Consider the following 24,636-nt stretch of genomic DNA (forward strand, 5'->3'; position numbering starts at 1 on the left):
GGGTTGTACGCAACACTCGTGAACAACAAAAAACTTGTGGGAGCTGGCTTGCCAGCGATGGCGTCAGCCCTGTAACCACAAGACCCAAAGCCCAAAAAACAAAACCCGCACAAGGCGGGTTTTGTTTTAACGCGGATCAGGCAATCAGTCAGCCAGACGCCAGGTCGTGCCGCCCTTGCCGTCTTCCAGCACCACGCCCATGGCGGTGAGCTGGTCGCGGATGCGGTCGGATTCGGCCCAGTCCTTGCCGGCCCGTGCCGCCAGACGCGCAGCAATCAGCGCATCGACTTCAGCCGCATCGACACGCCCTTCGGCGCCCGCTTGCAGGAAGTCATCGGCCTCCAGCTGCAACACGCCCAGCACGCTCGCCAGTTCTTTCAGACGTGCCGCCAGACCGGCCGCTGCGTCGAGATCGTTCTCGCGCAGACGGTTGATCTCACGCACCATCTCGAACAGCACCGCGCAGGCTTCCGGCGTACCGAAGTCATCGTTCATCACCGTGGTGAAACGCTCGACGAAGGCTTCGCCGCCAGCCGGAGCAACGCTCGGCAGGCCTTTCAACGCATGGTAGAAACGCTCGAGTGCGCCCTTGGCGTCCTTGAGGTTGTCTTCCGAGTAGTTGATCGCGCTGCGGTAGTGGCTCGACACCAGCAGGTAACGCACGACTTCCGGGTGGTACTTGTCGAGCACGTCGCGAATGGTGAAGAAGTTGTTCAAGGACTTGGACATCTTCTCGCCATTGATGCGGATCATGCCGCAGTGCATCCACGCGTTGGCGTAGGTCTTGCCGGTGGCCGCTTCGCTTTGGGCGATTTCGTTTTCATGGTGCGGGAACTCCAGGTCGCTGCCGCCGCCATGAATGTCGAACGTTTCACCCAGGCAGCAGGTGGACATCACCGAGCACTCGATGTGCCAGCCCGGACGCCCGGCACCCCACGGCGACTCCCAGCTCGGCTCGCCCGGCTTGGCGGCCTTCCACAGCACGAAGTCCAGCGGGTCTTCTTTCGACTCGTCGACTTCGATGCGTGCACCGATGCGCAGGTCTTCGATCTTCTTGCGCGACAGCTTGCCGTAGCCCATGAACTTGGCGACGCGGTAGTACACGTCGCCATTGCCCGGGGCGTAGGCGAAGCCCTTGTCGATCAGGGTCTGGATCATCGCGTGCATGCCCGGAATGTGATCCGTGGCGCGCGGCTCCATGTCCGGCTTCTTGATGTTCAGGCGCGCTTCGTCTTCGTGCATCGCGGCGATCATGCGTTCGGTCAGCGCTTCGAACGACTCACCGTTCTCGCGGGCACGATTGATGATCTTGTCGTCGATGTCGGTGATGTTGCGCACGTAGGTCAGGTCGTAACCGCTGAACCGCAACCAGCGGGTCACCAGATCGAACGCGACCATGCTGCGGCCGTGGCCGAGGTGGCAGTAGTCGTACACGGTCATGCCGCACACGTACATGCGCACCTTGTTGCCATCCAGCGGCTTGAAGACTTCTTTGCTCTTGGTGAGCGTGTTGTAGATCGTCAGCACTTTATATTTCCTTGACGCTAAATCACTGGCCCCACGAATCACGCAGGGTCACGGTACGGTTGAATACCGGCTGACCTGGTTTCGAGTCCTTGATGTCGGCGACGAAGTAGCCTTCGCGCTCGAACTGGAAACGGTCTTCCGGCTGTGCATTGCCAAGCGATGGCTCAGCACGACAACCGGTCAGCACTTGCAGTGAGTCAGGGTTGATGTTGTCGAGGAAACTCGCGCTGTCTTCGGCCTTCTCCGGGTTCGGAGAACGGAACAGGCGATCGTACAGACGCACTTCGCACTCGATGCTGGCAGCGGCCGGCACCCAGTGGATCACGCCCTTGACCTTGCGGCCTTCAGGGTTCTTGCCGAGGGTGTCCGGGTCGTACGAGCAACGCAGTTCGACGATGTTGCCGTCGGCGTCCTTGATCGCTTCGTCGGCACGGATAACGTAGCTGCCGCGCAGACGCACTTCGCCGTTCGGCTCCAGGCGCTTGTAGCCCTTTGGCGGTTCTTCCATGAAATCATCGCTGTCGATGTAGATTTCACGGGCGAACGGCAGCTGGCGCACGCCGAGTTCTTCTTTCTGCGGATGACGCGGCAGTTCGAGGTTCTCGACCTGACCTTCCGGGTAGTTGGTGATCACGACTTTCAGCGGGCGCAGCACGCACATGGCGCGCGGCGCGTTCGCGTCCAGGTCCTGACGGATGCTGAACTCGAGCATGCCGAAGTCGACCACGCCGTCGGAACGGTTGGTGCCGATCATGTCGCAGAAGTTGCGGATCGACGCCGGCGTGTAGCCACGGCGACGGAAGCCCGACAGCGTCGACATGCGCGGGTCGTCCCAGCCATTGACGTGTTTTTCATCGACCAGTTGCTTGAGCTTGCGCTTGCTGGTGATGGTGTAGTTCAGGTTCAGGCGGCTGAACTCGTACTGGCGCGGGTTGGCCGGCACCGGCAGGTTCTCCAGGAACCACTCGTACAGCGGACGATGGCTTTCGAATTCCAGGGTGCAGATCGAGTGGGTGATGCCCTCGATGGCGTCCGACTGACCGTGGGTGAAGTCATAGTTCGGGTAGATGCACCACTTGTCACCGGTCTGGTGGTGATGGGCGTGGCGGATGCGGTACATGATCGGGTCGCGCAGGTTCATGTTCGGCGAGGCCATGTCGATCTTGGCGCGCAGCACGCGGGCACCGTCCGGGAACTCACCGGCGCGCATGCGCGCAAACCAGTCGAGGTTCTCTTCCACCGAACGGTCGCGGAACGGGCTGTTCTTGCCCGGCTCGGTCAGGCTGCCACGGTATTCCTTGGCCTGCTCCGGCGTCAGGTCGTCGACGTAGGCCTTGCCGGCCTTGATCAGCTCCACCGCCCAGTCGTGCAACTGGTCGAAATACTGCGAGGCGTAGCGCACTTCGCCGGACCACTCGAAGCCCAGCCACTTGACGTCGGATTCGATCGCGTCGATGTATTCCTGGTCTTCCTTGGCCGGGTTGGTGTCGTCGAAACGCAGGTGCGTGACGCCGCCGAACTCCTGGGCCAGGCCGAAGTTCACACAGATCGACTTGGCGTGGCCGATGTGCAGGTAGCCGTTGGGCTCAGGCGGAAAACGGGTGACGATCTGGGTGTGCTTGCCCGAGTCCAGGTCTGCCTGGATGATCGGCCGCAGGAAATTGACCGGCACGGCAGGGCCGGACTTGGCATTCGAGGTAGGGTCGACAGTGGGCTTGCTCATAGGATCCTTGACTTACATGTGCGCGGCCACAAAGGGGGCCAGACAAAACAAAGCCGCTATCATAGCCGATGCTGTCAAGGGGCTGACAGAGCGCGGCCTATAAAGGCGTGCATTTAATCGACGGGTTTTGGAAAAACAGCCTCGAAATTCGCGCCTGTCACGCTAAACTGCGCTCCTTGGCCGAAGCAGGCTGAACCGGTTGCGGGGCTGAATGTCCCAGAACCACGAATTCCTTATAAAGAGTAGCGATCATGACTCAAGTCAAACTGACCACCAACTACGGCGACATCGTCATCGAACTGGACGCGGAAAAAGCGCCAATCACCGCTGCCAACTTCATCGAATACGTCAAGAAAGGTCACTACGAGAACGTAGTGTTCCACCGCGTGATCAAGGGCTTCATGATCCAGGGCGGCGGTTTCGAACCTGGCATGCAGGAAAAGAAAGACAAGAGCCCAAGCATTCAGAACGAAGCTGACAACGGTCTGAAGAACGAGAAATACACCGTTGCCATGGCCCGCACCATGGACCCGCATTCGGCCTCGGCGCAGTTCTTCATCAACGCCACCAACAACAGCTTCCTCAACCACACCGCCAAGACCGCTCAGGGCTGGGGTTATGCCGTGTTCGGTAAAGTGGTTGCCGGTACCGACGTGGTCGACAAGATCGAAGGCGTTGCCACCACTTCCAAGGCCGGTCACCAGGACGTGCCGAAAGACGACGTGATCATCGAGAAAGCCGAGATCATCGAAGCGTGATATTGCTGATTTCAGATTTGCATCTGGAAGAGGAGCGCCCGGACATCACCCGGGCGTTTCTGGATTTGCTCGCCGGACGCGCCCGCTCGGCGAGTGCGTTGTACATCCTCGGCGATTTTTTCGAGGCGTGGATTGGCGACGATGCCATGACGCCCTTCCAGCGTTCCATCTGCCAGGCCCTGCGCGAACTCAGCGACAGCGGCACGGCGATCTTTCTGATGCACGGCAATCGCGACTTCCTGCTCGGCAAGGCCTTCTGCAAAGAAGCTGGCTGCACGCTGTTGAAGGATCCGAGTGTCGTGCAGTTTTACGGCGAGCCGGTGCTGCTGATGCACGGCGACAGCCTGTGCACCCGCGACGAAGCCTACATGAAGCTGCGGCGCTACCTGCGCAACCCGATCACCCTGTTCATCCTGCGCCACCTGCCGCTGAGCACCCGCCACAAACTGGCGCGCAAGCTGCGCAGTGAAAGCCGTGCGCAGACACGGATGAAGGCCAACGACATTGTCGATGTCACGCCGGAGGAAATTCCGCGGATCATGCAGCAATACGGGGTGAATACCCTGATTCACGGCCATACCCATCGCCCGGCGATCCACAAGCTGCAGCTCGGCGAGCAGGCGGCGAAGCGGATTGTGCTGGGGGATTGGGATCGTCAGGGCTGGGCGCTGCAGGTGGATGAGAACGGGTTTGCCCTGGCGCCGTTCGACTTTGCCCCGCCGCCTGCCCTGCCGGCCCCCTCCATCTAAAGACCAAACAAAAAACCAATGTGGGAGCGAGCCTGCTCGCGAAAGCGGTGTATCAGACGCCTCAGCGCTGAATGACACACTGCATTCGCGAGCAGGCTCGCTCCCACATTGAATCGCGTTGCAGGTCAGTGACCGCTGGCGGCCGGCCCTGCTTTTGCGGCAAACGGCGGCTTCGCCAGCCACACAATCAGAATCAGCCCCATGAACCCCCAGCCCAGCAACGTGAAGTAATCCACGGTGGAGAGCATGTACGCCTGGCTGGTGAGGATCTGATCCATCTGCGCATAAGCCGATTGGCTCGCGCCACCTAAATGATTCAACGTCTCGCGGGTCGCCGGCTCGAAGGTACTGATGCTTTCGCTCATGTACGCATGATGCTGATCGGCACGGCGGATCCAGATCCACGTGGTCAACGATGCCGCAAAGCTACCGCCCAAGGTGCGCAGGAACGTCGCCAGACCGGCACCGTCGGCGATTTGGCTCGGTGGCAGGTCGGACATCAGGATGCTCAGGGTCGGCATGAAGAACAGCGCCACGCCAATCCCCATGAACAGCTGCACCAGGGCGATGTGCTGGAAGTCCACCTCGTTGGTGAACTCGGCGCGCATGAAGCAGCTCAAGCCAATCGCGAGGAACGCCAGACCGGCCAGCAGGCGCAGGTCGAACTTGTTCGCGTACTTGCCGACAAACGGCGACAGCAGCACCGGCAGAATACCGATCGGCGCCACGGCCAGACCGGCCCAGGTCGCGGTGTAACCCATCTGGGTTTGCAGCCACTGCGGCAGGATCAGGTTGATGCCGAAGAACCCGGCGTAACCCAGCACCAGCACCAGCGTACCGATGCGGAAGTTGCGATGCGCGAACAGGCGCAGGTTGACCACCGGGTGCTGGTCGGTCATTTCCCAGATGACGAACACCGCCAGGGCGATCACCGAAATCGCCGCGCCGATGATGATGAAGTTCGATTCGAACCAGTCCAGATCATTGCCCTTGTCGAGGATGACCTGCAACGCGCCGACGCCGATGATCAGCGTGATCAGACCGACGTAGTCCATCGGCTGCCGACTGGTTTCCACCGGACGCTTGGCCAGCTGCGAACGCACCACCATCACCGCAAAGATGCCGATCGGTACGTTGATGAAGAAGATCCATGGCCAGCTGTAGCTGTCCGTGATCCAGCCACCGAGAATAGGCCCGGCAATCGGCGCGACCACCGTGACCATCGCCAGCAATGCCAGAGCCATGCCGCGCCTCGCGGGGGGATAGACCGCAATCAACAGGGTTTGCGTCATCGGATACAGCGGCCCGGCCACCAGGCCTTGCAGCACGCGGAAACCGATCAGTTCCGGCATCGACGTCGAGATACCGCAGAGAAACGAGGCCAGCACGAACAGAATGGTGGCCCACAAAAACAGCTTCACCTCGCCAAAACGCCGACTGAGCCAGCCGGTCAGCGGCAGCGCGATGGCGTTGCTTACGGCAAACGAGGTGATCACCCAGGTGCCCTGCTCCGAACTCACCCCGAGGTTGCCGGAGATGGTCGGCAGCGCCACGTTGGCAATGGTGGTGTCGAGCACTTGCATGAACGTCGCCAGCGACAGGCCGATGGTGCTGAGCAACAGGCTGGGCGGCGTGAAAGAGGCGTTATTGCTCATTGTGAATCCTATGAAACCAGGTTGACGCCCTGTCTGTTACAGACACAGCAGCCCTTGTGGGGAAAAATCAATGTTGCAAGGAAACACTGTGGCGAGGGGATTTATCCCCGATAGGCCGCGAAGCGGCCCCTCCTTTGATTCAGAAAAGCCGGGCCTGCTGCGCAGTCCATCGGGGATAAATCCCCTCACCACAGTAAATCTCATCACCTTGAGAACCTGTTCCCACAGGGAACGTATCAGCGTTGCGCGGTCTTGCTCACCGCAGCACTGTTGTCGTGGATCAGTTGCGCAATCATCGCGTCGGCTTCAGCCAGTTGGCGGTCGTAGACGTTGGTGCTGAACGAGGCCTTTTGCGGCGGTTGCTGGGCCAGCACCGGGCCGCTCTGGTCGTGCAGGTTCACTTCAACGTTGGTCGACAGACCGACCCGCAGCGGGTGCTTGGCCAGTTCTTCGGCGTTGATGTGAATCCGCACCGGCACACGCTGCACGATCTTGATCCAGTTACCAGTGGCGTTCTGCGCCGGCAACAGAGCGAACGCGCTGCCGGTACCGGCGCCGAGGCTGTCGACGGTGCCGCTGTACTTCACGCTGCTGCCATAGATGTCGGACTCGATGTCCACCGGTTGGCCAATGCGCATGTCACGCAATTGGGTTTCCTTGAAGTTGGCGTCGATCCACAGTTGATCCAGCGGAATCACCGCCATCAGCGCAGTGCCCGGCTGTACGCGCTGACCGAGTTGCACGGTGCGCTTGGCGACGTAACCGGTGACTGGCGCGATCAGGGTGCTGCGGGCGTTGGTCAGGTACGCCTGACGCAGATCGGCAGCGGCCGACATCACGTCCGGGTGCGACGAAACCACGGTGTCATCGACCAGCGCGCTGGTAGTTTTCAGTTGTTGCCTGGCGTTGGCCAGGGCGTTTTGCGCCGAGGTCAGGTCGTCGCGGGCGTGGGACAGTTCTTCCTGGGAAATCGCCCCGCCAGCAGCGAGGTTTTTCCGCCGGTTGTAGTTGTCCTGAGCCTTCTGCACTTCAGCCTGTTGCGCGTTGACCTGGGCTTTCATGCCGTCAACGTTGCTGTACAGGCCGCGCACCTGACGCACGGTGCGCGCCAGTTTCGCCTGGGCACTTTGCAGGCCGACTTCGGCGTCGTTCGGGTCGAAGTTGACCAGCACCTGACCTTCGTGAACCAGATCACCATCGTCAGCGCCAATGCTGACCACGGTGCCGGTGACCAGCGGCGTGATCTCCACGACGTTGCCGTTGACGTAGGCGTCGTCGGTGCTTTCGTTAAAGCGCCCGATGAATTCGTGATACGCCCAGACGCCGGCACCGGCGAGCAGGACCACGATGGCCAGCACCAGCAGCATGAATTTGCGCTTGCGCGGATTGCCAGTGTCGGGCGTGTTGGCTTGAGTTTGGGTGTTTTCGGCAGTGGCCATGACAAATACCTGAATTAGTTGTGCGACGTGGCTGGGGTGGCGTTGGCTGCGGTCAGGGTTTCACCCTGAAAGCCGCCGCCCAGCGCTTGCATCAGTTGAATCGACAGGTCGATCTGCTCGGCATTGAGGTTGGCCAGTTGACGCTGGGCCTGCAGCAATTGCTGCTCGATGCTGAGCACGTCCAGGTAGTTGCCGATGCCGGAACCGTAACGCTGGACGACGGTGTTGTAAGAATCCTGAGCAATCTCGGTGGCGTGTTGCTGCGCGCCGATCTGCCGGCCGATGTCACGCAACTGGTTGATCGTGTCGCTGACATCACCGAGGGCTTTCACCAGGCTTTTGTTGTACTGCGCCACCGCCAGATCGTAATCGGCGTCACGCGCATCGAGGTTGGCGCGCAGGCGCCCGCCGTCGAAGATCGGCACCGAAATGGTCGGGGCGATGCTGAAGAAGCGACTGGCCGACCCGAACATCGCGTCACCCAACAAGGATTCGGCACCGGCCGAGGCCGTGAGGTTCAAGTTGGGATAGAAGCGGGTTTTCGCCGAGTCGATGTCTTTGCTCGCCGCTTCTACGCGCCAGCGCGCAGCGACCAGATCCGGACGCCGACCGAGCAGTTCCGCCGGCAGCACCGACGGCACCGCCACGGCGCTGGCTTGCAGGACTTTCGGCCGGGCGATTTCGTTGCCGCGATCCGGGCCTTTGCCGAGCAGCACGGCCAAAGCGATCTTCGCGCTGTTCAAGCGTTTTTCCGCGTCGATCAGGCTGGCTTCGGAGCTGGCCTCAAGGCTTTGGGTTTGCTGGAACTGGTACTGGCTGTCGATCCCGGCACTCAAGCGGCGCTGGCTCAGATCAAGCATCTGTTTGGTGCGCTTGAGGTCGTCGCTGGCCAGGTCGTAGACGATGTGCGCCTGACCCAGATCGCTGTAAGCCCGGGCCACGTCGGCGGCGAGGGTCAATTGCGCGGCCTGACGGTCGACTTCGGCAGCGCGAGCCTGACCGAGTGCAGCTTCCCAGGCATCACGCTGGCCGCCCCACAGGTCGAAGTTGTAATTGAAACCGGCGCTGACGTTACGCACGGTGGCGTAGGCATCGCCCTGCCCTCGCGGGTCCTGATCCTTGGCCAAGCGCGAACGGCTGATGCCGGCGCTGGCGTCGAGGGTCGGATAGCGTTCGGCATCGGCGGCATACGCGGCGGCGCTGGCCTGATGCGCGCGGGCTTCGGCGATCTGCATGTCCGGGCTGTCGTGCAGCGCTTCGCGGATCAGCCCGTCGAGTTGCGGATCGCCAAGGCTGGTCCACCAGTCGCTCTTCGGCCATGCCGCCGGCGACAGAGTCACGCCGTTGAGCGACTGGCCGACTTTCAGGCTTTTCGCGTCGAGATTTTTGCCCTGAGTGTCGAGGCCGCTGTAGTTGGCGCAACCGGCGAGGATCATCGCCGACAGCACCAGGGTCAGGCTGGTGCGCAAGGTTTTACCGCTCATTATGTTCACCTAAGCGCTGGATCGTGATCGGGTCACCGGCTGCCAGCAGGATTTTCTTGAGGATGTATTCCAGAGTTTTCAGCTCTTCACGGGAGATGGCGCCGGCCAGTTCATTCATCGCATCGGCGCCGATGTAGGGCAGGCGATCGGCCAGTTGCTGGCCCTGCTCGGTGAGCTTGAGCTGCACCTGACGGCGATCGCCTTCGCTGCGTTGGCGAGCCAGGAAACCTTTCTGCTCCAGACGATCGAGCATGCGTGTCATCGAACCGCTGTCCAGCGACAGATGCCGGCACAGCTCGGCCGGGGTGTCGACGCCGTACTGGGCCATGATGATCAACACCTTGAACTGCGCAGCGGTGATGCCGTGGGGTTCCATGTGGGTGTCGATGATCCGGTCCTTGAGCAACGCGGCGCGGCCCAGCAACAGGCCGAGATGGCAATGTTTGAATTCGTCCGGGGTGAAATGCTTCATGTGCTCACCTAATAACTGCCTAGGCAGTGAATGTATGTCGAGATGTTACTGCCTAGGCAGCGAATGTCAACGCAATAGTTAGGTTGCTTTGTAATTAGTTGACCAGTGGGCTGGGTTTTGTGTTTGGCGGGCGGACGCTATCGCTGGCAAGCCAGCTCCCACAGGTTTCTATGGCGTACGTGAATTTTGAGTACACCACTGACCCTGTGGGAGCTGGCTTGCCAGCGATTGGGGCAACTCGGTTTAAAGACGCTCAGGTTTCATCGGAAGGACGGGCAGCCGCCGGCGGCTGGAGGGGATGCACTTCACGCCCGCGCAAGGCCGTCAGCGCATAACCGCAAGCGCGTTTGATCACCGCATACATGCTGTGCCAGCCCGGCGGTGCCGGCTCGATCGCGGCATGCAGCGCCCGGGCGTAATCAAGCAGCAAACCGGGCGTCCAGGCCATCACTTCGGCGCGTTTACGCACCTGCGCCGCCACCCAGAACTCGGGGCTGAGTATCACTCTGGCGAAATCGAGCATGCTCGAATGCCCGTGATTCATCGCCCCTTCAAGCGCTGCTTCGAGGCTATGGGCGACAACACTCGAACAGTTGCGACTGGTGAGGTTGTAGATGGTGTTCTGCCGATACTCCACCCAGAACACCTGCAACCGCCGGGCGTCGTAGTGGGCAAAGCTGACCTGGACCGAAGACGGGCACCAGTCCGCGACCTCGCCGGCATAGTCCGGCAGAAACCGCCCTGGGACATCATTGTTCGGCGTCGCCCGCAGCAAGCGCACGAAATCCCCGGCCGACCGATCAATGTCGTCCAGCGGGTAATGGCTGATGTAAATGTCCGGGCCGCATTCCAGCGCCGCGTGGCCGGCGGAGATCACGCCGTTGATGTCGACCGCGGCGATATAGCGGTTGAGCAGGCGGTTGCGTACCAGGGTGTCATCTACGGTGCCGCTGGGTGTCCAGACATGAATGACCAATGCGTCGCTGCTGGCCGGCGCACTGAGCGCAACAGGGTTTGTCAGCGGCGGCAGGTGCCTGAAGCGCACGGCTTGGCGCAACAACGCGCAGCCCGAGAGAAACAGGCTCATGCCGATGCAGAATGGCACCGTGCCCTTGTACAGCGTCGGATACGGCTCAAGGATAAACACGCCAAAGCCGAGCTCGAACAACCCCGCCAGCAGCGACACTTGCCAGCCGACAAAGCGCACCACCACCGCCGCCGCCAGCCGAAAGCCGCCGTCGAGCAGAAACGCCACACCAAACAGCACCGCCAGAATCAGGCTGGCGGCATGTTGCCGGTCGACGATCAGCAGCCCCAGCAAGAGAAATGCCAGACCTCGCGCTTTACGCAGGGCCGCAGCGGTCCCGGTTTGCGGGGCCGGCACCAGCAGCAGGATCAACGCTTCGAGCAACAACAGATAGCCAAAGAGATGCAGCGGAAAATACAAAACGCCATCCAGCGCATCGATGAAGATCGCCACCCCGGCCGCACCCCAGACAATTCCGGTCAGCGCCAGTGCTGACCAACGCTTGCGGACAAAGTCGTTACCGAGCAGGACCATACTCAAGCGGACCATAGGCGCTTCCTGTTGCATTGGGGCAGTTGCAACCTACCGAGCTTTCAGGCTTCGCTGAGTCTAATACATCCTGACATTTCCGAATCGCGAACGCGATTTCTAGGAATCGCCTGATTTCACACGGCAGACTGCGTGTTTAACGTAAGGGCCTCCCTGGCCAACACGTATAGCCTTTTCATGAAGCGATCAAAACTTCAGCGCCCATTGCTCACCCTGGTAGTCATGTGCGCGTCGGACGCGATGGCGGCGAATTGCACATTCGTCAATTCTTCGTACACCCAAACGCTCAACTTTGGCGCAAGCCTTGCCAATGGTGGGCTGACAATCCCCGCCGACACACCCGATGGCACAGTGGTCTACCAGGACACCGCGCAGCAATCGAGCACGCACAACTGGTCGTGCAGTGCAACTTCGCAATACGGCGTGGCAGTCAATCCCGCATTAGGCACACCACCCGGGAGCGTAACGACCTTTCCCATAGGCAAGACCGGGCTCTCGTTCCGTATCTGGATGGATTCGTTAAGTCGCTATGAACCCTCTCCGTATGCGATCAAGCCAAGCCCAGGCACCCACTACCGCGTCGACGCCGGCACAATCCGACTGGAAATCGTCAAGACCGGCCCACTGGCGTCGCAAGTCAGGATTGATGCCGGCAATCTGGGCAACCTGCAGTCCAGTGAGCTGATCCTGAACAAATTCAACCTGACCAATGCATTTGTGCTGAATGCGGCCTCCTGCCAAACCCCGACTGTGCCGGTCGCCATGGGCGACGACTATCAACTTCACGAGTTCAGTGAGTCAGGCGCCAAACCGCGTACCGTGCGATTCAACATTGACCTGAACCAGTGCCAGACCGGCATCAACAAGGTCACCTATACGCTCAAGGCCAACACCCCTGTGATCGATGCAGCCAAAGGCATCGTCGCGCTCAACGACAGTTCCACCGCCAAGGGCATCGGCCTGCAATTGATGAACGACACCGGACAGCCCATTGCACTGGGCACCACCTACCCTTTCGGCGCATTCACCACTACTGGCACCAACTTCAAAATTCCTTTATCGGCTTCGTACTACCGTCTGGCGACAGATGAACTCAAGGCCGGCAGCGCCAACACCGAGGTCACCTTCATCGTCAACTACCTTTAAAACTAAGGATCATCTGATGTTCCCGGCACCTGGCCGTCCCTAGAGTGCCGGGATGAGATTGAAGAACTACCTCCACCAGATCAGCCCGATCCTGTCATCGCCCCACGCGGCGCGTCGCCTGTTGCGCATTTTTGCCCTGGTGCTGCTGGCGGGCATTCTCGGCGGCGTATACAGCTTCCTGTTGTTTACCTTCAACAGTGAAATCTCCCAGCGGCGCAGCTACATGAGCAGCGCCATTGCGGAAGCGCATACTTTTTTCACCACCCGCGAAGCACTCCTGGAAAGCCTGAGCCTTTCGGCCACGCGCATGGCCCACCCGGATCTGCCGGTCTCCGAGGAAGAGATCCGTCTGTTACTCGGGCAAACGCCGGGCCGCCAATGGAGCATCTGGCTGACCCAACGCATGCGCGACTACCTCAAAGCCCGGCAACTCAACCTGGTCTATGTCAGCAGCGCCCCCCAGCCTCAAGTGTGGCGCCTGTACAACGCGACGCCGGTGCCCAGTGCTTTTCCCCGGGCCACGCTTGAGCAACTGCAAACCCTCAAGCACCACAATCGCGAAAATCTGAAGGAACTCTGGCTGACTCATGCCGCTGACGGGCACTCGCAGTTGTACATATTCATTCGGCTGGACGAGCGCGACATCAACTCCGGCTGGCTCGGTCTGGAGATGGACGACCGCGAAGTCTCCAGCGCCTTGAGCGACCACAGTGCCGGCGAATTCACCATGTTCAACGCGCAAGGCATGCCGCTGTTCAGCAACAGCCACAGACCACCGCCCGGGCAACATCTGCCGCTGCTGCGGCAACAGGATTTTTTCGGTTTTGTCGGTGACGGCTGGCTGCCCGAACAGTTGGTATTGCGCAAGCAGCTGAAATCATCGGATTGGCAGCTCACCTACTCCTTCGATCTGCTCGCGGTACTGTGGGCACTATGGCCGCAAATGCTCGGTGCGCTGCTGTTCTGTCTGCTGAGTGTCAGCCTGGTGTGCCTGCTGACCCGGCGTCTGGAACACCGCGTGATCAACCCGGCCATTCACCGTATTCAGGCACTGGTGGAAAGCGAGCTGTTCAGCCGCGACGTGATCCAGACCGCCCCGGTAGCGCTGTGCGTGCTGCGACGCAGCGACGGCCAGGTGGTGCTGGAAAACACCCTCGCCCGGCAGTGGTTGGGCGGCTGCAGCAAGCAACTGGGTGCAGGCTGGATTCGCGGTGCCTTTGACGCCAGCGAACCTCTCCTGACGGATTATTTCGAGACCGCCGATGGCCGCCACCTGTACCTGAGCTGCGCACCTACCCGCTACAAAGGTGAAGACGTTTTGTTGTGTGCCTTCAGCGACATCAGTGCACGCCGGCAAATCGAAGCGGCGCTGGAACAGGCTCGCCAGTCGGCCGACGCCGCCAACGAGGCGAAGACCTTGTTCCTCGCGACCATGAGCCACGAAATCCGCACCCCGCTTTACGGCGTGCTCGGCACCCTGGAACTGCTCGCCCGTACGCAACTCGATACCCAGCAGAAAGGTTACCTGCACGCCATCGAAGGCTCCTCGGCCACTCTGCTGCAATTGATTTGCGACGTGCTTGATGTTTCGAAAATCGAGGCCGGGCAACTGGCTCTGGAATTGAGCGAGTTTTGCCCGGCGACACTGGTGCAGGAAGTGGTGCAGGGTTACGCGGCGGCGGCGCAAAGCAAAGGTTTGCAACTGTACGCATGCCTTGACTCGCAATTGCCGGACCGGTTGATCGGAGATGTCAGCCGCGTGCGGCAGATCCTCAACAATCTGCTGAGCAACGCGGTCAAGTTCACCGACTCCGGGCGCGTGGTGCTGCGGGTCAAACTGCTCGGTCGCGAAGGTGAACGCGTGTGCCTGCAATGGCAGGTCTCGGACACCGGCAAAGGCATCGCCCATGACGATCAGGCGTTCATTTTCGAACCGTTCTACCAGACTGAAGGCCACACCAACGTAGTGGCCGGCACGGGTCTGGGCCTGCCGATTTGTCAGCGGCTGACGCACTTGATGAACGGAAGCCTGCGCGTGGTCAGCGAGCCGGGACTGGGCAGCAGTTTTTCCTTGAGCGTGCCGCTGGAGCAACCCTCCTCAGGCGCCTCCATTATTGCTTTGCCGGAATTGGCGGCAGACATCGTTTATGTGGTGTCGCCCATCCGCGAACTGGCCGACAGCATCAGCGGCTGGTTGCGCCGCTGGGGCGCGCGTCCACAAATTGGTGCACCTGACAGCCAGGAAGCTGGCGCGACGGCTGTACTGCTGGAGCTGCATCCCGCACCCTGCGGACAGTTTTCGAACCCGGCATGGTACGGGCCGCGCGTACTCGCCAGCAGCGACGGCGCCCACGAACCGCAGTTCAGCGGAGACGGCTGGAAAGTTAATCTGAACGATCTGGCCGCGATCCAGCGCGCGGTCAGCCAGGCTCAGGGCGGCGCGACCGCCCCGCATCCACAGCATCGAAAAACCCATACGTTACGACCATTACAACTATACATACTGGTGGCAGAAGACAACGTCATCAATCAGTTGATCCTGCGCGATCAGCTCGAAGAGCTCGGCTGCACCGTGACATTGGCCAGCGATGGCGAAGAAGCCTTGTCGCTCTGGCGCGAAGGCGCGTTCGACATTGTCCTCACCGACGTCAACATGCCCCGGCTCAACGGCTACGAATTGACCGCAGCCCTGCGCCATGCCGGCTGTGTCACCCCGATCATCGGCGCCACCGCCAACGCCCTGCGCGGCGAAGATGCCTTGTGTCTGGCGGCCGGGATGAATCACTGTCTGGTCAAACCTTTTACGCTGCGAGCCTTGTCCGCGATCCTGGCTCCCTACGAACGAGTTGCTCATGAAGCCCTGTAGCATTTTGATTGTCGAAGACCACCCCTTCCAGCACCTGTATTTGCAGAACCTGTTCAGCGAGTTGGGTGACTTCGATCTGGCGTGCGCCAGGGACGGCGAAGAAGCATTGGACTGCCTGAAACAACGCGACTTCGATATGGTCCTTACCGACCTGTTGATGCCGGGCATGGACGGTGTGCAATTCATTCAGAGCCTCGCCGCGCAACGCTCACGCCCGGCACTGGCGATCATGAGCGCCGCTTCACGACGAATGTTGATGGGCGCGAGCCTGGTGGCGAGCAACCTGCAAGTGAAAGTCATCGGGCTGATTTCCAAACCGGTGAATGCCGCCGCCCTGCGCTGCCTGATCGATCAATTGCAGGCACTGCGCCAAAGCGCCCCGGCGGCGAGCCATCCCGGCATTGATCGCCAGAGTATTTGCAACGCCCTCGACAACGGTGAACTGCAAGCCTGGTTTCAACCGAAGAAGGCTTTGAGCAATGGCCGGATCGTCGCCGCCGAAGCGCTGGTACGCTGGAATCACCCTGAACATGGCACGCTGTTACCCGGGGTATTTTTGCCGGCGTTGATTGCGTTCGGTCTCGAAGAGCCTCTGCTCTGGTGCGTGCTGAAACAGGCGATCGCCGCCCAAGCGACTTGGCGCGAACAGGGCTATGACATTCCGGTCTCGGTCAACCTGCCCACGCACTTGCTCAACAGCCACGACCTGCCCGACCGCATTCTCGCGTTCGTTCTGACCCATCAAGGCCTGCCCGCGCGGATCTGTTTCGAGTTGATGGAGTGCTCGGTGCCCGACGACATCAGCAATTTCTACGCTGGCGCCTGCCGCTTGCGGATCAAAGGTTTTGGTCTGTCGCAGGACGATTTTGGCAAAGGCTACAGCTCGTACATGAACCTGGTGTCGGCACCGTTCACCGAACTGAAAATCGACCGCGCGCTGGTGCAAGGCTGCAACGCCAACGCCGAACTCGCGCAAGCCCTGACCAGCATTGTCAGCCTCGGTCGCCAACTGGGCCTGACCGTAGTCGCCGAAGGCGTGGAAACCGCGCAAGAACTTGCCCTATTGCGTAAAATCGACTGCACTCAGGTTCAGGGTTTCCTGATCTCCCATGCCGTTTCAGCCGATCAGTTCCAGCACTTGCTGACCCACGACGGGCCGGCGACTGCCTATTGAGCGGCACGTGGCGGTTATTGAACGTCGCTCGCTACCGAGGTCACTGTGTCCCAAGGCTGCCCCATCACCGCTGGTCAGGCGCTCTAATGCCGCAGACCAATGCATTTCTGGATAAGCTGGCCAGCAGTTCGTTGCGTTTGAACAAAAGCCTGCCAGTGCTCGGCGCGCTGGTGTTGTTTTTGCTCGGCGTCAGTTATCTGGGCGCGCAGCGCATGATTGAAGAACAGCGCGACACGCTGCAGTTTCACTTCGCCCGTTTGATGGAAAATATCTATGAGCAGGAAGCGTTCCTTCGCGATATCTCTCAGGCCAGTGCCAAGGGTCAATATTTTCCTTTGGTCGTGTTGCCCACTTATTCGCAAAAACCGCTGCCAGAAGAAGGCCCGAATGTCTATGAGGGGCGTGGCTTGCCGTTCTCACTGCCGTTCAGTGTAAAGATTGATCCGCAGAGAATCGCCGCCGACCAATACCCCAAGGTTTTCGCGCTGGGCAGTTATCTGGCCGCCTACTACAGCGCGTTCTGGGCGGCATCGCACTATCAATCGCCGCAAGTGATCCTGCTTAATGGCCCCGACAACTTCGACGTGGCCGTTCCCTCCGCCGGGCGCTTGCGCGGTGCCGGCCCGATACAAATCGGCGCGGTTGCCCAGATCATCAGCCAGATGAACCAGCACACACGCGAACAGGCTTCATCGACGGCCGATCATCAAGTGCATTGGGCACCCTACCCGCCCACTCAGGACAACGAAGCGACACCGACGCTGCTGGCCTACGTCAGGATCAATCTGCTGCAGCCCACACTGACCATTGAGGGCGCCGATTCCTGGGTGGTGCTCGGCACGTTGCTGAAACTGTCTCAGGTGAACAACATAGAGCGATTGATGGAGTGGTCGATTTACGATGACTTCACCTTGATCAGTCCCGCTGGCGAGGTTTTGACCGGCGCACAGCGATCTGCTCAGGCGCTGGATGAGGGCGTGAACTTCAATCGCGACGGTCTGGTGTTCAAACTTAGCAGTGCCGAAGATCAGCGCTGGACGGCGATCTACGTCATCAGCGTGCAGAGTTTTATGGATTACGCGCTGTGGCCACTGCTGGGCCTGTTCGCTCTGGTCCTGACCATGCTCGGATGTGGCCGCGCGTTCAATCGCTGGTACATGAACCGGGTCATCCTGCCGGCGCAGAGCGCTCACGCCAGCATCGCCGAAAGCGAGGCTTTCGGCCGCGCGATCATCGACACGGCTCCCACAGGCCTGTGCGTGATCCGCCGTAGCGATCACCGCGTACTGTTGCAAAACCAGCGTGCGCAGCAATGGCAGGACACCCGCGATCTGATGAGTCTGCTCCAGCAGTCGACCGGGCCTGGTCACGCGGAACTGGAGATTGACCGCCGCCACGTGCACGTCGATTTCGTGTCGACGCGTTACCAAGGCCAGGATGCCTGGCTGTGTGCACTGCATGACGTGACCCGGCATATCGAAGACGCAGCAGCGCTGGAAGAGGCCCGTCAGGCCGCCGACTCGGCCAACCAGGCCAAAAGCCGCTTCCTCGCCACCATGAGCCATGAGATTCGCACCCCGCTCTACGGTGTACTGGGCACCCTTGAATTGCTCGGACTGACACCACTCGCCCCGCGCCAGCAGGATTATCTGGACACCATCCAGCGCTCCTCCGCCAGCCTGTTCAAGCTGATCAGCGATGTGCTGGATGTGTCGAAGATCGAGGCCGGGCAAATGACTCTTGAGCTTCAGGACTTCTGCCCGCTGGAGCTGACTGAAGACGTCGTGCGTACTTACAGCGCATTTGCCCGCGCGAAAGGCCTGCAACTGTATGCCTGCATCGATTCGACCTTGCCGGATCGACTGCGCGGTGACCCGTTGCGCATCCGCCAGATCCTCAACAACCTGCTGAGCAACGCGATCAAGTTTACCGACAACGGCCGCGTGGCGCTGCGCCTACGCATGTTGCAAAACGCCGCTGGCAACACCGAGGTGCAGTGGCAGGTCAGTGATTCCGGCGTGGGGATTTCCCTGACACAACAGCAGCAGTTGTTCGACCCGTTCTATCAGGTCAACGACGCCGACAGTCAGGCCGGCGCGGGTCTGGGCCTGGCTATTTGCAAGTGGCTGTGCGAGTTGATGCAAGGGAAGTTGAACGTGGTCAGCGAACCGGGACTGGGCAGCAGTTTTACCCTGCAGCTCGCGCTGGAGACCGTGCCGGGGGCATTGGCTGACTGCCCTGCTTTCGCTGCCGGCAGTCCCACCGTTTATGTTCGTGCCCCCGTCAGCGAACTGGCGCAGCACCTTATTGCCTGGCTCAATCGTTTTGGTCTTGATTGCCGCTTGGTGGTGAGCGAGATGCCGCCGCCGTCGTCGCTGCTGGTGGACCTTGCGCCCATCGACAATGCCCCACTCCGGAACGGGCCACGGATCGTCGCCGTGCCGGGTGGCCCCAATCCGGCGCAGTCAAACGGCACCGACTGGGCGGTCGATGCCGATGATGTGCGCGCGATCGCATGGGCGATTCATCTGGCCCAACTCGGCGCCAATGCGCAGCGCCCAGCCTCGTTGCAGGCAAAGACCCGCCCGTTGAATCTGCAAGTGCTGGTGGCCGAAGACAACGTGATCAACGCGGCAATCATCAAGGAACAACTGGAAGCACTGGGCTGCACGGTGGTCGTCACCGCGAATGGCGAACAGGCCTTGGCGCAGTGGACACCCGGCCGCTTCGATCTGCTGCTGACCGACGTCAACATGCCAGTCATGAATGGCTACCGACTCGCCGAAGCGATACGCCAACAGGACACAACGCTACCGATCATCGGCGTCACCGCCAACGCTCTGCGCGAAGAAGGCGAGCGTTGCGCAGCCGTCGGAATGAACGCCTGGATGGTCAAGCCACTGAACCTTGCCACCCTGCGCGCGCAACTTGAACAACATTGCAAAATCGCTATGGCCCCCGTTATCGATGCCCCGCCGTCGCTATCTGCAAAAATGCGCGAGTTGTTTGTCACCACCCTGCGCCAGGATATTCAGACCACCCTGACGGCACTGGATGCGGCCGACGCCAATAACGTGGCGCAGCAACTGCACAGCATGGCGGGGGCGCTGGGAGCGGTGCAGGTCAACGTCTTGGCCAGCGCTTTTGTCGAGCTGGAATGTCGCTTGACCGGCATGGCCGTGACGCCCCCTCTGGCCGTGGCGGTGCGACAAAATCTGACGCGTCTGCAAGATCTGCTCGACTCCCTCGAATAACTTCACTCTGGATAAATCACTCATGGAAACCTTCAACGTTGTCATTGCCGATGATCATCCCATCGTGGTGCTGGGGGTGCGGGAACTGGTTGAGCGTGACCAACGCTTTCGCGTGGTGGGCGAAGCCGTTAGCTCCGATGAGCTGATCAAGCTGCTGGAGACCAAGCCTGTAGATCTGTTGATCACCGATTTCAACATGCCCGCCGATTCGCCTTACGGAGACGGTCTGAAACTGATGGAATACCTGACACGACACTTTCCCAAGCTCCGGGTATTGGTGCTGACCATGATTTCCAACCCCTTGATCCTGACGCGCCTGCGGGAGCTGGGCGTGCTGGCGGTCATTCAGAAAAACCAACTGCACGACGAAATCGAGACCGCCCTCAAAGCCATCGCCAAAGGCAGCCCGGTGCGCTGGCAAGCACCCGCGCCGACATCCGTAGTGAGCGACGGCGCCGCTCTGGATGAACGTTTTTCCCGGCTGTCGCCCAAGGAGCATGAAATTCTGCGTTTGTTCGTTCAGGGCCAAGGCGTCAACGACATTGCCCGTCACCTGAACAGAAGTGCAAAAACCATCAGTACACAAAAAATATCGGCAATGCGCAAACTTGAAGTCAGTAGCGACCAAGAGTTAATGGCCTATTGTATTGAGCGCAACTTGTTCAACTAATAAAGCAGCCACCTCTCTGATACTTTCGTACATCTAGGAATCGTCTGATGTTCCGTTAGTAAACCGCGCTTTATTGTGTTGCTTTAACCCCATCAATGGAAAAAGCAACATGAAAAAGTTGTCCCGAACGCTTCTCACCCTTTCGATCTTCGCTGCGGCCGGCAATGTCCTGGCAGCCGACCCGCCACTGACCCCGACCAAGGCCGGCACCGGCACGATCAACTTCACCGGCACCATCAACAACGATGCCTGCTCGGTTGCAGGCGCCGGCAAGAACAAAACCATTTCGGTCGACATGGGTGAAGTGTCGATCAAGGGCATGGGCACCGCCACTGCGCCTAAAGGCAACGGCACCCTGAGCGTCGAGAACTTCGACATGAAGATCAACTGCAACGCCGGGACCAAGGTTGCGATGATCTTCGAGCCGACCAAGGGCGCAGGTTCGGGCATTGTTGCCGGAACCAAAGTGCTGAAGCTGATCGACGGTCTTGGTGCTGCGAAGAACATTGGTATCGCCTTGCTCGACTCCAACGGAGCGTTGATCGACCTGAGCTCGCCGTCAACTGCGAAGATCGAAAATACTCTGCAAGACAGCAACACCACGCTGAAATTCTCGGCCGCCTACGTCACCACTGGCGACGTGACAACCGCCGTTGCCGGTCGCGGTGACGCCACCCTGCCGTTCACGCTGCAATACGAATAACCCGCGCGAACACTCACGCCTGGTGCAGGGCCGGCCGGCCCTGCACCCTCAATCAACAGCGCGGTACCCCTTATGTTTTATCGTCACTCATTGTCCCTTTGCGCGGGCCTTTTGGGCCTGCTCGTGGCCAATCAGGCCATGGCCGGCATTTCCTTGAGCAGCACCCGTCTGGTCTTCGACGGCCAGCACAAGGAAGCCGGAATCACCGTGCGTAACAGTGGTGCTGATGTATTGATTCAATCATGGATCGACACCGACTCCAGTGAAACTGCCGCGGTACCGTTTGCCGTCACTCCGCCACTGGTACGCGTCAGTGGCGACGAACAGCAGATCCTGCGGGTGATCTACGAAGGCGCGGGCATGCCGACCGACCGCGAGTCGGTGGTCTGGCTCAACGTGCAGGAAATCCCCCAGAATGCGAAGACCCAGAACACCCTGCAACTCGCCGTGCGCCAGCGCATCAAGGTGTTCTTCCGCCCGGCGGGCCTGAAAAACAACGCCTATCTGGCACCGAGCGAATTGACCTGGCGCCTGGCCGAGCGCGCCGGCAAAAGCGTGCTGATGGTGAATAACCCCGGTCTTTATCACGTGTCCATCGCCGATATCACTCTGCAATCCGGCGCACTCAGTGAGCACCCGTTTGATTCGATGATGATCGCGCCCGGCGAACGCAAAGAGTTCGTGCTTAAACAACTTCACTCGACGAATGCGGCAAGTTTGTTGTTCAGCAGCATTAATGACTATGGCGCCCAAGATCGCTTCACCGCGCAACTTTCCAACAGCGTCGACACTCGCGCCAGTCCAAAGAAAGAAACGCCATAACTCGCGAATCGCACTGATCGCACACATTCACTGTATTTCTCTTCGCTCCGTTAGTTCGTATCGGAGGTGATATAGGGTTCCTGCATGTTTTTACTCAAGCGCGACGGATGGGCGCCATTTTCGGTTGCTCTGGTTATCAGTTGCACCTGCCTGGCCGATGACGAAGAACAATTCAATACATCGTTTCTGCAAGGCGCCCCCTCATCTGTCGACCTGCAATCACTGCTCGCCAGCAGTCGCGTGCTGCCCGGCATTTATCGGGTCGATCTCTACGGCAACGAAACGCTGGTCGGCCGGCGCGATATCGATTTCCGTCGCCATCCTGGTACGGGAAAGATCGAAGCCTGTCTGACCCGGGAGATGGTGCAGCAACTGGGGGTCGACATCGGCAAACTGCAGGCCGCCGGCAAACTGCTCGGCGATGACCCGAACGCCTGCGTCGATCTGCCCGCGTTGATCGATCACGCTACTGTCCGTTACGACGTGCCGCGTCTGCGGCTGATGGTCAGTGTCCCGCAAAGTGCCATGGAGCGTGGCCGACGGGGTTACGTCGACTCGGCGCTGTGGGACGAAGGCGTACCCGCCGCGTTCATCAATTATCAGTTGAGCAGCAGCCGCAACAGCACCCAGGCCGACAACACCCTGTCCAACAACCTCGGCTTGCGCAACGGGATCAACCTCGGTGGCTGGCGCCTGCGCAACGAATCGAACTTCAACAGCAGCACTGGCCGCCCCAGCACGTTCAAAAGCAACCGCAGTTACCTGCAACATGACGTGACCGCAGTGAAAGGCCAGTTCAGCGCCGGGGATATTTTCTCCGACGCCGACCTGTTCGACAGCGTGCGCTACCGCGGGCTGAAGCTGGCCTCGGACGACGGCATGCGTGCCGACAGCGAGCGCGGTTATGCACCCGTGATTCGCGGCATTGCGCAATCCAGCGCGACCGTGGAGATTCGCCAGAACAACTACATCCTCTACAGCGCAAACGTGCCGCCGGGGCCGTTCGAGATCAGCGATATCTATCCCAGCGGCTCCAACGGTGACCTGGAAGTGACAATCATCGAAGCCGATGGTAGGCGCCGAGTGACAGTGCAAGCGTTTTCCAGCCTGCCGATCATGGTTCGCCAGGGCCAGTTGAAGTACAGCGTCTCGGCCGGCCAGTACAACAGCAATAGCGAGGATCAGAAGACCCCGCAGTTTGTCAGCAGCACACTGGCGTATGGCATCAGCAGCAACTTGTCCGGGATCGTCGGGGTGCAGGCCACGGACAACTTCAAGGCATTGTCCGTCGGCGCTGGCCGCAATACCGCCATCGGTGCGATCTCACTGGACTTGACCCACTCCATGAGCAACACCTTCGGCGAAACGCTCACCGGCAATAGCTTGCGTGCCCTGTATGCGAAGACGTTCACTGGCACCGACACCAACTTCACTCTCGCCGCCTATCGCTACTCGACCGAGGGCTATCGCACCCTCACCGAGCACGTCGAGGAGTTGAGCCACGATGGCCAGCCACGTACCGGCAACTCGAAAACCCGTACCGACCTGACCGTCAATCAGAGCCTGGGGCGCAACCAGGAATATGGCAGCGTCTACATCAACGCCAGCGACCAGCGTTACTGGGGACGCGGCGGTTCACAAAGCCTGTCGGCCGGTTATAGCAACTATTGGGGGGATGTGAGTTACAACCTCGGCGCGACGTATACCAAGGATGTCGGCAATTACGGGCCGGCGAACAACGACACACTGGTCAACCTGTCGGTGTCGTTCCCGCTGGGTTCCAAGCCCCGCGCTCCCCGGGCGTTTGTCTCGGCCAGCACGCAGAAATCCAGCGACACCACGCAAATGGGCATCAACGGCTATCTGTCGGAAGACAGCGACACCTATTACTCGGTACAAGCCGGCAACAGCAGCACCGGTGGCAGCTCCGGATCGGTCAACCTCAGCACCCGCACCTCGGTGATGGATATCAGTGCCGGTTACAGTCAGGGCCGCGGTTACAACTCGCAGAACCTGAACCTGGCAGGTTCGATCGTCGGCCATGCCGGCGGGATCAACCTCGGACAAACCGTGGGCGAGACGTTCGCGCTGGCTCAAGTCGAAGGCGTGGAAGGAGTGAAAATCGGCAGTTTCACCGGGGCCAGCACCGGCAGTAACGGCTTCGCCGTGGTGCCCAATGCGCAGCCCTATCGCGTGAACTGGATCAACCTCGACACCCGCGATCTGGGCGGCGATGTCGAGATCGACAATGCGACCCGACAAGTGGTGCCACGCCGTGGTGCCGTGGTGCTGGCGCGTTACACCAGCAAGACCGGACGCCGCGTGCAGTTCGCCTTGTTCGATGCGCAGCACCAGCCGATCCCGTTTGGCGCCTCGCTGGAGGACAGCGCCGGCAAGCAACTGGCGATCTCCGACCCGGGCGGCAAGGCACTGGCGCTGGTGGAGGCCGACGCCGGCACCCTGATCATCAACTGGCAGAACCAGCGCTGCGAAGCGCCTTACGCGTTGCCGGAGCGCAACAAGGCGCTGAACTATGAGCGGGTGGCGCTGGTGTGCCACGCGACAGCCTCTGAGAAATCCGCAGATCTCCAGTGATCCAACGTCTGCGCCGACGACTG

General features: G+C 60.3%; 17 protein-coding genes. 10 read left to right on the top strand and 7 right to left on the bottom strand.

Annotated elements, in window-relative coordinates; translation table 11 throughout:
- Window positions 1-144: 144 nt before the first annotated feature.
- Window positions 145-1,527: a cysteine--tRNA ligase gene (gene cysS / locus KVQ82_RS19045; RefSeq protein ID WP_041073270.1), complete on the bottom strand. Its 1,383-nt coding sequence runs from the start codon at window positions 1,525-1,527 to the stop codon at window positions 145-147.
- Window positions 1,528-1,549: 22 nt separating this feature from the next.
- Window positions 1,550-3,250 carry a glutamine--tRNA ligase/YqeY domain fusion protein gene (locus tag KVQ82_RS19050; RefSeq protein WP_222015197.1) on the bottom strand — a complete coding sequence of 567 codons (1,701 nt, stop codon included), beginning with the start codon at window positions 3,248-3,250 and terminating at the stop codon, window positions 1,550-1,552.
- Between the two features lie 251 nt (window positions 3,251-3,501).
- On the opposite strand from KVQ82_RS19050, the gene KVQ82_RS19055 reads away from it, so the two are divergent.
- A complete protein-coding gene (locus KVQ82_RS19055) occupies window positions 3,502-4,008 on the top strand; it encodes a peptidylprolyl isomerase (protein ID WP_027614639.1) in 507 nt (168 codons plus the stop codon).
- Window positions 4,005-4,757: a UDP-2,3-diacylglucosamine diphosphatase gene (gene lpxH / locus KVQ82_RS19060; RefSeq protein WP_222015198.1), complete on the top strand. Its 753-nt coding sequence runs from the start codon at window positions 4,005-4,007 to the stop codon at window positions 4,755-4,757. Before KVQ82_RS19055 ends, lpxH begins: the two co-directional genes overlap by 4 nt.
- Window positions 4,758-4,882: 125 nt before the next feature.
- On the opposite strand, the gene KVQ82_RS19065 is transcribed toward lpxH, so the two are convergent.
- From KVQ82_RS19065 to KVQ82_RS19085, 5 genes are all read right to left on the bottom strand, one after another.
- Window positions 4,883-6,412: a DHA2 family efflux MFS transporter permease subunit gene (locus KVQ82_RS19065; RefSeq protein ID WP_027614637.1), complete on the bottom strand. Its 1,530-nt coding sequence runs from the start codon at window positions 6,410-6,412 to the stop codon at window positions 4,883-4,885.
- 236 nt (window positions 6,413-6,648) lie between these two features.
- Complete coding sequence (locus tag KVQ82_RS19070; protein ID WP_108182318.1) at window positions 6,649-7,851, bottom strand: HlyD family efflux transporter periplasmic adaptor subunit; 1,203 nt, start codon at window positions 7,849-7,851, stop codon at window positions 6,649-6,651.
- A 14-nt stretch (window positions 7,852-7,865) separates the two neighbouring features.
- Complete coding sequence (locus tag KVQ82_RS19075; RefSeq protein ID WP_222015199.1) at window positions 7,866-9,335, bottom strand: efflux transporter outer membrane subunit; 1,470 nt, start codon at window positions 9,333-9,335, stop codon at window positions 7,866-7,868.
- A complete protein-coding gene (locus KVQ82_RS19080) occupies window positions 9,325-9,807 on the bottom strand; it encodes a MarR family winged helix-turn-helix transcriptional regulator (RefSeq protein WP_222015200.1) in 483 nt (160 codons plus the stop codon). Before KVQ82_RS19080 ends, KVQ82_RS19075 begins: the two co-directional genes overlap by 11 nt.
- Before the next feature lie 253 nt (window positions 9,808-10,060).
- Window positions 10,061-11,383 carry a DUF308 domain-containing protein gene (locus KVQ82_RS19085; RefSeq protein ID WP_222015201.1) on the bottom strand — a complete coding sequence of 441 codons (1,323 nt, stop codon included), beginning with the start codon at window positions 11,381-11,383 and terminating at the stop codon, window positions 10,061-10,063.
- A 177-nt stretch (window positions 11,384-11,560) separates the two neighbouring features.
- Here KVQ82_RS19085 and KVQ82_RS19090 point away from each other — a divergent pair, with 177 nt between their 5' ends.
- The 8 genes from KVQ82_RS19090 (at window position 11,561) to KVQ82_RS19125 (ending at window position 24,613) form a co-directional block, all read left to right on the top strand.
- Window positions 11,561-12,529 (top strand): fimbrial protein, encoded by a 969-nt coding sequence (locus KVQ82_RS19090; protein ID WP_222015203.1) that lies wholly within the window; start codon window positions 11,561-11,563, stop codon window positions 12,527-12,529.
- A 52-nt stretch (window positions 12,530-12,581) separates the two neighbouring features.
- Window positions 12,582-15,395 carry an ATP-binding protein gene (locus KVQ82_RS19095; RefSeq protein ID WP_108182314.1) on the top strand — a complete coding sequence of 938 codons (2,814 nt, stop codon included), beginning with the start codon at window positions 12,582-12,584 and terminating at the stop codon, window positions 15,393-15,395.
- A complete protein-coding gene (locus KVQ82_RS19100; protein ID WP_222015204.1) occupies window positions 15,382-16,569 on the top strand; it encodes an EAL domain-containing response regulator in 1,188 nt (395 codons plus the stop codon). Before KVQ82_RS19095 ends, KVQ82_RS19100 begins: the two co-directional genes overlap by 14 nt.
- An 86-nt stretch (window positions 16,570-16,655) precedes the next feature.
- Window positions 16,656-19,823 carry a hybrid sensor histidine kinase/response regulator gene (locus tag KVQ82_RS19105; RefSeq protein ID WP_222015206.1) on the top strand — a complete coding sequence of 1,056 codons (3,168 nt, stop codon included), beginning with the start codon at window positions 16,656-16,658 and terminating at the stop codon, window positions 19,821-19,823.
- Between the two features lie 22 nt (window positions 19,824-19,845).
- A complete protein-coding gene (locus tag KVQ82_RS19110; RefSeq protein WP_108182311.1) occupies window positions 19,846-20,493 on the top strand; it encodes a response regulator in 648 nt (215 codons plus the stop codon).
- Window positions 20,494-20,602: 109 nt separating this feature from the next.
- Window positions 20,603-21,196 carry a fimbrial protein gene (locus tag KVQ82_RS19115; RefSeq protein ID WP_222015208.1) on the top strand — a complete coding sequence of 198 codons (594 nt, stop codon included), beginning with the start codon at window positions 20,603-20,605 and terminating at the stop codon, window positions 21,194-21,196.
- 72 nt (window positions 21,197-21,268) lie between these two features.
- The gene (locus KVQ82_RS19120) at window positions 21,269-22,018 is read left to right on the top strand and encodes a molecular chaperone (protein WP_222015210.1); all 750 of its coding nucleotides are present in this window, start codon (window positions 21,269-21,271) and stop codon (window positions 22,016-22,018) included.
- Window positions 22,019-22,102: 84 nt separating this feature from the next.
- On the top strand, window positions 22,103-24,613 hold the full coding sequence (locus tag KVQ82_RS19125) for a fimbria/pilus outer membrane usher protein (protein ID WP_222015212.1): 2,511 nt from the start codon (window positions 22,103-22,105) through the stop codon (window positions 24,611-24,613).
- Window positions 24,614-24,636 lie beyond the last annotated feature (23 nt).

The organism is Pseudomonas sp. AO-1, assembly GCF_019775695.1.
GTDB lineage: Bacteria > Pseudomonadota > Gammaproteobacteria > Pseudomonadales > Pseudomonadaceae > Aquipseudomonas > Aquipseudomonas parakoreensis.

Coding starts and splice junctions, on each gene's coding strand:
- KVQ82_RS19050 (WP_222015197.1), bottom strand. CDS start 3,250: ATGAGCAAGCCCACTGTCGACCCTACCTCGAATGCCAAGTCCGGCCCT.
- KVQ82_RS19055 (WP_027614639.1), top strand. CDS start 3,502: ATGACTCAAGTCAAACTGACCACCAACTACGGCGACATCGTCATCGAA.
- KVQ82_RS19065 (WP_027614637.1), bottom strand. CDS start 6,412: ATGAGCAATAACGCCTCTTTCACGCCGCCCAGCCTGTTGCTCAGCACC.
- KVQ82_RS19070 (WP_108182318.1), bottom strand. CDS start 7,851: ATGGCCACTGCCGAAAACACCCAAACTCAAGCCAACACGCCCGACACT.
- KVQ82_RS19075 (WP_222015199.1), bottom strand. CDS start 9,335: ATGAGCGGTAAAACCTTGCGCACCAGCCTGACCCTGGTGCTGTCGGCG.
- KVQ82_RS19080 (WP_222015200.1), bottom strand. CDS start 9,807: ATGAAGCATTTCACCCCGGACGAATTCAAACATTGCCATCTCGGCCTG.
- KVQ82_RS19085 (WP_222015201.1), bottom strand. CDS start 11,383: ATGGTCCGCTTGAGTATGGTCCTGCTCGGTAACGACTTTGTCCGCAAG.
- KVQ82_RS19090 (WP_222015203.1), top strand. CDS start 11,561: ATGAAGCGATCAAAACTTCAGCGCCCATTGCTCACCCTGGTAGTCATG.
- KVQ82_RS19095 (WP_108182314.1), top strand. CDS start 12,582: ATGAGATTGAAGAACTACCTCCACCAGATCAGCCCGATCCTGTCATCG.
- KVQ82_RS19100 (WP_222015204.1), top strand. CDS start 15,382: ATGAAGCCCTGTAGCATTTTGATTGTCGAAGACCACCCCTTCCAGCAC.
- KVQ82_RS19105 (WP_222015206.1), top strand. CDS start 16,656: ATGCCGCAGACCAATGCATTTCTGGATAAGCTGGCCAGCAGTTCGTTG.
- KVQ82_RS19110 (WP_108182311.1), top strand. CDS start 19,846: ATGGAAACCTTCAACGTTGTCATTGCCGATGATCATCCCATCGTGGTG.
- KVQ82_RS19115 (WP_222015208.1), top strand. CDS start 20,603: ATGAAAAAGTTGTCCCGAACGCTTCTCACCCTTTCGATCTTCGCTGCG.
- KVQ82_RS19120 (WP_222015210.1), top strand. CDS start 21,269: ATGTTTTATCGTCACTCATTGTCCCTTTGCGCGGGCCTTTTGGGCCTG.
- KVQ82_RS19125 (WP_222015212.1), top strand. CDS start 22,103: ATGTTTTTACTCAAGCGCGACGGATGGGCGCCATTTTCGGTTGCTCTG.